Raw genomic sequence first — 7,451 nt, forward strand, 5'->3', positions numbered from 1 at the left:
TACCTGCTCGACAACGCTCAATTTAAAAGCCAGGCTGTAATCACGTTGGCTGCGCCGCATCTCTTGCTCCATTTGACACTCCTTCTCTTCATCGAAAAAGTGTCAACCTAATTCAGGACGGGTCAGCCGATTAAAAAAGGCCGGACAACTGCTCCGGCTTTTTTACTCCCTGTCGCACACTCAACGTCCGCTGCGCCCGGCCAGCCATGCAGTACGCAACGCCGGCACCAGCGCCGGCTTGGCTTCCGCTTGCAAGCCTACTTGCGGCGCACTGTCGGCTAACAATCTGACTTTGAACGTCATCAACTCATCGCGCCGGAAAGTGTGAATGGTGACGCTGTCGCCAACCCGGTAACGCGCCAGCAACGCATCCAGACTGCCAGGAACCCGGATGCCGTCGATCGCCACCAGCAGATCGCCCGCCGATAAGCCGGCGCGATGGGCAGCGCCGCCTTCATACACATTCGCCAGTTTGCAATCGCCGCCATTGCGCGCGGTACGCACGCCGAGCGAGGGTTTGCCCGGCTTGCGGCTGTCGTTCAACACGATGCCGGTCGGCGCCAATAATTTCGCCAGCGGCAAATCATCGGTTGCACGCACATAGCGATCGAAGAAACGTTTCAGCTTGAGGCCGGTTACCTCATCGAACAGGGCTTCGACGGCAGCCTCGCTGACGCCGCGGCCACTCAAGGCATTGTCGGCATAAAAATCGCGGCCATATTTTTGCCACAAGGCGCGCATCACATCGTCCAGCGATTTGCGGCCCTTGGTTTCGCTGCGAATTGTCAGATCCAGCGCCAGCGCCACCAGGGAGCCCTTGGTGTAATAGCTGACAATCGCGTTTGGCGCGTTTTCGTCCTGGCGATAATATTTGACCCAAGCGTCAAAGCTGGATTCGGCCACGCTTTGCTTATGCCGGCCGCTGCCAAGCAGCACGCCGTTGATGGTTTTCTCGATCAGCTTGAAATAAGCCGGCTGATCAATCAAGCCGCTGCGCAACAGCATCAGATCGTCGTAGTAGCTGGTGAAACCTTCGAACAGCCATAACAGCGGCGTGTAATTTTCAACTTGCAGATCATAGGGGGCAAACGCAGCCGGCTTGATACGTTTGACGTTCCAGGTATGGAAGTACTCATGGCTGCACAGGCCGAGGAAGTTGCGGTAACCGTCGCTCATTTCTGCTTGCCCTTTGACCGGCAAATCTGCGCGCGCGCAGATCAATGCGGTCGAAGCGCGATGCTCAAGTCCGCCATAGCCATCGCCCACGGCCAGCGTCAGGAACACATAGCGTTGCATCGGCGCGCGTTTGGCAAACTTGCCGCCGGCCGGTTCGAAGAAAGCGATCTGGGTTTCGCAAATCTTTTTCAGGTCCGCGCTTAAACGCAGCAGATCCAGATTCGGTACGTTGCCGGTAATCGCAATCTCATGCGGCACGCCGTGCGCCTTGAAACTGGCCAGTTGAAAAGTCCCCATTTCGACCGGATGGTCGATCAGTTCGTCGTAGTTGGCGGCGACATAGCTGCCGAAGGAGCCACGCTTGGCTTTCAACGTTGGCAGCGCGGTGGCGATGCGCCACGCTTCGAATGCTTCGCCTTGCGGGCGCTGGATATCCACGATGTGCGGCGTGTTTTCCTGACCGACCACGCGCAAAAATACGCTGGTGCCGTTGAAGAAGCCATGAGTCTGGTCCAGATGTGCGGTGCGCACCGACAGATCCCATGCGTACACCAGGTAATGCAAGGTCAGCGGCCCGTCGCACGGCGCCGCCTGCCACGAATGCTTATCGAGCTTCTTGAGGGCGATCTTGCGGCCGTTAGACTCGGCGCGAATCTGTACGATGTTGCGCGCAAACTCACGGATCATGTAACTGCCGGGAATCCATGCCGGCAAGGCGACAATCTGCCCGACCGCAGCCGGCTCCGCAATACTCAGCGTAACGGCAAACAAATGGGCAGCAGGATCGGCTGCGATGATGCTGTAGCTTAGGCCGTCGCGCGAGCTGCTGCGAGCAGACCCGGCGATTAATTTGGCAGTATTTTTTTTCATCTTTTATCCACGAACGTTACCGGCAATCACGGTCAGCATCAGCGCCGCCACCGCCACACAAGTCAATCTAAAACGCAATTCAATAAACCAGGCCGGCAAGCCATACCATGGGAACAAGCGTTTGTCGGCCTGGTAAGCCGCGATAAAACCGGCAATCAGCAAGGCGAAACCGAAACCGCCGGCCATGGTCGAGAACCAGGCAATGCTGGTCGGCGCCACACCCCAGATCAAAGCTTTTTTCGTATGATCAGCCGACAGATCGGCACGCAGCACTACCGCTCCCCAGTGGATCCCGCCGAGAAAGGACAAGGCGGCGATGCCGTAAGCCAGTTGTCCGCGAATAAAATCGCGCAGCCAGTCGGCGTTGACCAGCCAGCAAGCCAGCGTCAGCAGCACGAACGGAATCAGTCCGGCATAACCAAGTAAATGGATAATACGTTTGTTCAGGAAATGTGGATTCATCTGGGGGCTTAGTCAGGGAACATCGGTATGCACAGACGGGTCGCCGGCTGCGCAAAAAGACGATAGTGTAGCGGGATTGCGCGGTTTAGGGCCGGCCTCGGTTGCCGGCAACCGAAAAGTCGAATGGATTGCCCGCTTCAAGCTGACGATTGTCGTATATCGGCGACGGTGTCGATGTCTTGATGGATGCCCGGATCGGCCACCGTCACCTCGACTACCGGCAATGACTGCAACAGGCTGCGTGCGCCCTGATCGCCGCGCAAGGCCAACAGTTGCGGCAAGTGCTTGCGGCTGAAGCCGACCGGATTGCCGCGCCGGCCCAGGTACGTCGGCACTGCGATGTCAGCGCCTTGGCGCAGCGCCAACGCCAGGGCCTCGATGGTTGCCGGCTGCACATAGGGCATGTCGGCCAGGGCAATCACCCAGCCGGCCGCATCCGCGGTCTGCTGCAAACCGCGTACCAGCGACGCCGCCATGCCGTCGTCGGCAGTCTCGCATTGCACCCAGACGTAATCCGCCACTTGTGTGATCAGCTCCGGCACATCGCTGCGCAAGACAACACATATCGGTAGCGCCGCGGCCAGATTGCCGGCGGCGCTTGCCAGCACCGTCCGGCCAGAAGTTGCCGGCAACGATTGCAGTAATTTGCTGCGGACGCCGCTGGGATCAAAACGCCGGCCGCGGCCTGCGGCCAGCAGCAGGCCGACGATTTGCCCATTGTATTGTTGAAGACCCATGACAGGTTTCGGAGAGAAGTCGCGAATGCCGGATAACAGCAGGAGCTTTGTTTATTTCAAGGAACTGAATTTGGCTTCCATGGTTTTGGCGTCGATCCAGCCCGGCGCGCGTGAACCGTCGGCAAAGATAATCGTCGGCGTGCCAGTCACATTCATTTTTTGACCGAGCGCCAACACTTTATCGTTCGGCGCCTGGCAGGCTGCTGGTGCGGCGGCGGCGGCTTTGCCGTCGACCATCAGATCGGTCCAGGCCTTGTTGCGATCCGTGCTGCACCAGACGTTTCGGGCTTTGACGGCGGAGTCTTCCGCCAAGATGTTGTACAGAAAGGTATATACAGTAACGTTATCGACTTCCGGCAAAGTGCTCTTGTGAAAGCGCTTGCAATACCCGCAATTGGGATCTTCGAACACCGCGATCACACGCTTGCCGTTGCCCTTGACCTTCTTCATGGCCAGATCCAGCGGCAAATCGGAAAACTTAATCTTGCTCAACTCATCCACCCGTTCCCGGGTAAAGTCGCGCGAACTTTGCGCGTCCATGATACGGCCGACAAAAACATATTTGGCCGCGGCATCGGTATAAAAAATATCGTTGCCGACACGTACTTCAAACAAACCCGAATAAGGGGTCTTGGTTACTTCATCGACCTTGACGCCATCTCCCAGGCGCGGCTCAACCAGCTTTTTAATCGAGGCCTCCTGCAAAGTCTCGGCGCCGACAACGCTTACCCACAGCCCCAGCAAGGCCACCAACATCACGCTTATTTTTTTCATCATCATTCCCGTTATTCTTTATCGGTTGTGCGACCCACTGCGTGGGCCATCAATTGTCTTTTTAAGACCGGTACTTTATCCAGCAAGTTCAACCCCGCATTACGCAGCAAACGAAGCGGACCGAAATCGGCGCCGAACAGCCGTTCCAGTCCATCGGTAGTCATTTGCATCAACAATATCTCTTCCTTGCGCGCGCGGGCGTAACGGGCCAGCACGCTGGCATCGCCGCAATCGCGATGCATGCCGCGCTCGGCCAGCACCTGGACCAAGGCCGCAACGTCGCCGAAACCGAGATTCATGCCATGCCCGGCCAGCGGATGCACCACGTGGCCGGCATCGCCGATCAGGGCGACTCGCGGCGCCACCAAGGCATGCGTCTTGAGCAAGGACAAGGGAAACGCTTGCGTCTGTTCCGGCTGCAAGGGCTGTAACCGACCGAGCTTGTCGCCTGCCAGTGAGGACAGACGTGCGGCCAATTCCGACAGGGGCTCATCCAATAATGATAGCGCCAACGCTTCCGGCGCCGACCAGACCAAGGATACCCGTTGCCCGGGCAAAGGCAGCAAAGCAACGATGCCTTCGGTTTCAGTAAACCATTGATAGGCAATGCCATGATGCGGCCGCTCACATGAGAAATTGGCGACCACCCCGCGCTGTTTATACGAGCGGTAATCGATGCCGATCTGGCACTGGCCACGCACCCAGGATTGCGCACCATCGGCGCCCACAATCAGGGCAGAACTGATGAGCTCCCCGGACTCCAGCCGCAAGGCCGCCGCTGCCGCATCCACTTGCATCGTCTGGACGCGGCCGCTGAGCACGCGCACATTCGACGCAAATTTCAGCGCCGCATCCAGCGCCTGATTCAGATTGCCTTCCTCCACAATCCATGCCAGCGCATCGACACGCGCACCGTAAGCATCGAATGTGAGATTGCCGGCTGCGCTGTCAGTGCCGCCTTTGATCGCCATGCCGTCTACGGCGGCAACCCGCGCCTGGTCCAAGGCGTCCCACACCTTGATCGTCGACAGCAGGCTGCGCGCCGCATGATTCAATGCGTACACGCGTGTATCCCAAGCATCTGGCGCGGCGGCAGATGCTGGCGCCGCCGGCATCCCCAGCAAAGTGACACGCAAGCCGATCTGCGCCAAGGCCAGCGCCGCTGCCTTGCCGACAGCACCATTGCCGACGATACAAATATCGTATTCCGCCTTCGGCGCAGCGCCGGCATTTTTCGAGATTGATCCGATATCTTTCATCCCGCCATTATAACGACTACACATGCAAGGCTCCGCACGCCCCGTTAAATATGGGTTTCCGTGAACCCAGGCCAGAAGTTGCCGCCCACAATTTAAGCAGCACAAAGTTTTTTAAAGAACTTTCAACAAGGGGCTTTGCGGATCGAAAATGTTTTGCTATACTCCTGTCCCTTGGCCTGGTAGCTCAGTCGGTAGAGCAGAGGATTGAAAATCCTTGTGTCGGTGGTTCGATTCCGCCCCGGGCCACCAAAAACAAAAAAGGGCTTAGCTTCGGCTAAGCCCTTTTTGCATTTGCGGCGTGATGTGTTACCCAATCGTTACCCAATCCGAAGCGCGGGAATCCGCCGTCCAGGCTGGGCAAAGCCGCATACAAATGCGACGAGATCGGCAGATAATTGATAGGCAACTGATGCGGCGGCAACGCTTTTTTCGTGATCCTCCCGAGATTTGGTAAGATCGCGAACTAAGACAATATTTTATATTCATTCAAAACGAACCAATTGCCATCTAAACGTTCTATAAACCAATTCGCCAGCACTTCCTGCTTTGGTTTGCCCATACATCTCACTGCTTTATGCTCAAAAACAAATCCCGCAAGCCGATTGAAATAAAAATTGCAACCGTGGTCGCCGTATCTGCCATCTTGCATGATTCCGATCCGATGGCGTTAGAAGCTGCTTTGCAGGAAATGACCGGCGGCACCGCCGACTTCTTTGACAATGAGTTTGCGGTTATCGATGTGGCCGGCCTGGGGCCTGACCGCTCGCATATGGATTGGCCGCAATTGATTGCGCTTCTGAAGAAATATCGCTTGAATGCGGTTGCGGTGCGCAATGCCCCGGCGGAAATGGAAGCCGACATCGTCGCCAGCGGCTTGAGCATCGATCATGTCGTGGCCGCGCGCCAGGAACCTGCCGCCCCTACACCACCACCGGCGGCCCCGGTCGCGGCACCTCCAAGGGCGGCCGCCAGCACCATGATCATCGATACGCCGGTGCGCGCAGGACAACGGATTTATGCGCGCGACGCCGATCTGGTCATCACCGCTACGGTTAACAATGGCGCCGAAATCATTGCCGACGGCAGCATTCACGTCTACGCGCCACTGCGCGGGCGGGCGCTGGCCGGCGCCAGCGGCGACACCTCGGCCCGTATTTTTGCCGCCAGCATGGAAGCTGAACTGGTCTCCATCGCCGGCGTGTATCGCACTTTTGAAAACGGCTTGCCGCCGGAACAAAAGGGCCAGCCGGCACAAATTCGCCTGAGCGGCGATCGGATTGACGTACTATCGCTCAATTCCGCTTCCCGAATTTAAGATTTCGAATTCAAGACTAACTACATATCCGCATATCCAACAAGGAGCTCTTCGTGGCAAAAATCATCGTTGTTACGTCCGGCAAAGGCGGAGTTGGCAAGACCACCTCCAGCGCCAGTTTTGCATCGGGTCTGGCCATGCGCGGCCACAAAACCGCTGTGCTCGACTTTGACGTCGGCCTGCGCAATCTGGATTTGATCATGGGTTGCGAGCGGCGCGTAGTGTACGATCTGATCAATGTCGTCAATAAAGAAGCAACCCTGACCCAGGCCCTGATCAAGGACAAGCATTGCGAAAATCTGTTCATTTTGCCAGCTTCGCAAACCCGCGACAAAGATGCCTTGACCGAAGAAGGCGTTGAGACCGTTCTCAACGATCTGGTCAAGATGGATTTCGAATACATCATTTGCGATTCGCCGGCCGGCATCGAACGCGGCGCCGTGATGGCGCTGACGTTTGCCGATGAGGCGGTGGTCGTGACCAATCCTGAAGTGTCGTCGGTGCGCGACTCCGATCGCATCCTCGGCATCATCCAGGCAAAATCGCGGCGCGCGCAAAACGGCGGCGAACCGGTCAAGGAACATTTGCTGATCACCCGTTATTCGGCAAAACGCGTCGAGGCCGGTGAAATGCTGTCGTATACCGACGTTCAGGATATTCTGCGCATCCCTCTGGTCGGCATCATTCCTGAGTCGGAATCGGTATTGCACGCCTCTAACCAGGGCAATCCGGCAATTCATATCAAGGGCAGCGATGTCGCCCTGGCCTACGAAGACGTGGTCTCGCGCTTCCTCGGCGACGACGTCCCCCTGCGCTTTACCTCCTATGAAAAACCGGGTTTCCTGCACCGCATTTTTG

The 7,451-nt window shown here is 57.3% G+C and carries 7 protein-coding genes and 1 tRNA gene; 3 read left to right on the forward strand and 5 right to left on the reverse strand.

Translation table 11 applies throughout. The features are described from left to right. Positions 1-180 precede the first annotated feature (180 nt). The 5 genes from KHU33_RS24675 to KHU33_RS24695 form a co-directional block, all read right to left on the reverse strand. The gene (locus KHU33_RS24675; protein ID WP_211467957.1) at positions 181-2,046 is read right to left on the reverse strand and encodes a M61 family metallopeptidase; all 1,866 of its coding nucleotides are present in this window, start codon (positions 2,044-2,046) and stop codon (positions 181-183) included. Positions 2,047-2,049: 3 nt separating this feature from the next. Continuing rightward, complete coding sequence (locus KHU33_RS24680; RefSeq protein ID WP_211467959.1) at positions 2,050-2,508, reverse strand: DUF3429 domain-containing protein; 459 nt, start codon at positions 2,506-2,508, stop codon at positions 2,050-2,052. Positions 2,509-2,645: 137 nt separating this feature from the next. After that, the gene (locus KHU33_RS24685) at positions 2,646-3,245 is read right to left on the reverse strand and encodes a nucleotidyltransferase family protein (protein ID WP_211467961.1); all 600 of its coding nucleotides are present in this window, start codon (positions 3,243-3,245) and stop codon (positions 2,646-2,648) included. Positions 3,246-3,296: 51 nt separating this feature from the next. Then, complete coding sequence (locus tag KHU33_RS24690) at positions 3,297-4,019, reverse strand: DsbC family protein (protein ID WP_211467967.1); 723 nt, start codon at positions 4,017-4,019, stop codon at positions 3,297-3,299. Positions 4,020-4,030: 11 nt separating this feature from the next. Beyond that, a complete protein-coding gene (locus KHU33_RS24695; protein WP_211467969.1) occupies positions 4,031-5,278 on the reverse strand; it encodes an FAD-dependent monooxygenase in 1,248 nt (415 codons plus the stop codon). A 173-nt stretch (positions 5,279-5,451) separates the two neighbouring features. On the opposite strand from KHU33_RS24695, the gene KHU33_RS24700 reads away from it, so the two are divergent. The 3 genes from KHU33_RS24700 to minD form a co-directional block, all read left to right on the forward strand. After that, a tRNA-Phe gene (locus KHU33_RS24700) sits at positions 5,452-5,527 on the forward strand. A 325-nt stretch (positions 5,528-5,852) separates the two neighbouring features. Then, on the forward strand, positions 5,853-6,593 hold the full coding sequence (gene minC, locus KHU33_RS24705; RefSeq protein WP_211467963.1) for a septum site-determining protein MinC: 741 nt from the start codon (positions 5,853-5,855) through the stop codon (positions 6,591-6,593). Positions 6,594-6,646: 53 nt separating this feature from the next. Next, the coding region (minD, locus tag KHU33_RS24710) for a septum site-determining protein MinD (protein ID WP_211467965.1) at positions 6,647-7,451 on the forward strand (805 nt) is incomplete at its 3' end.

This window comes from Collimonas silvisoli (assembly GCF_018305005.1).
GTDB lineage: Bacteria > Pseudomonadota > Gammaproteobacteria > Burkholderiales > Burkholderiaceae_D > Collimonas > Collimonas silvisoli.

Bases quoted from the DNA above. Each gene is read 5' to 3' on its own strand.
- minC (WP_211467963.1), top strand. From the start codon at position 5,853: ATGCTCAAAAACAAATCCCGCAAGCCGATTGAAATAAAAATTGCAACC.
- KHU33_RS24690 (WP_211467967.1), bottom strand. From the start codon at position 4,019: ATGAAAAAAATAAGCGTGATGTTGGTGGCCTTGCTGGGGCTGTGGGTA.
- KHU33_RS24695 (WP_211467969.1), bottom strand. From the start codon at position 5,278: ATGAAAGATATCGGATCAATCTCGAAAAATGCCGGCGCTGCGCCGAAG.
- KHU33_RS24680 (WP_211467959.1), bottom strand. From the start codon at position 2,508: ATGAATCCACATTTCCTGAACAAACGTATTATCCATTTACTTGGTTAT.
- KHU33_RS24675 (WP_211467957.1), bottom strand. From the start codon at position 2,046: ATGAAAAAAAATACTGCCAAATTAATCGCCGGGTCTGCTCGCAGCAGC.
- KHU33_RS24685 (WP_211467961.1), bottom strand. From the start codon at position 3,245: ATGGGTCTTCAACAATACAATGGGCAAATCGTCGGCCTGCTGCTGGCC.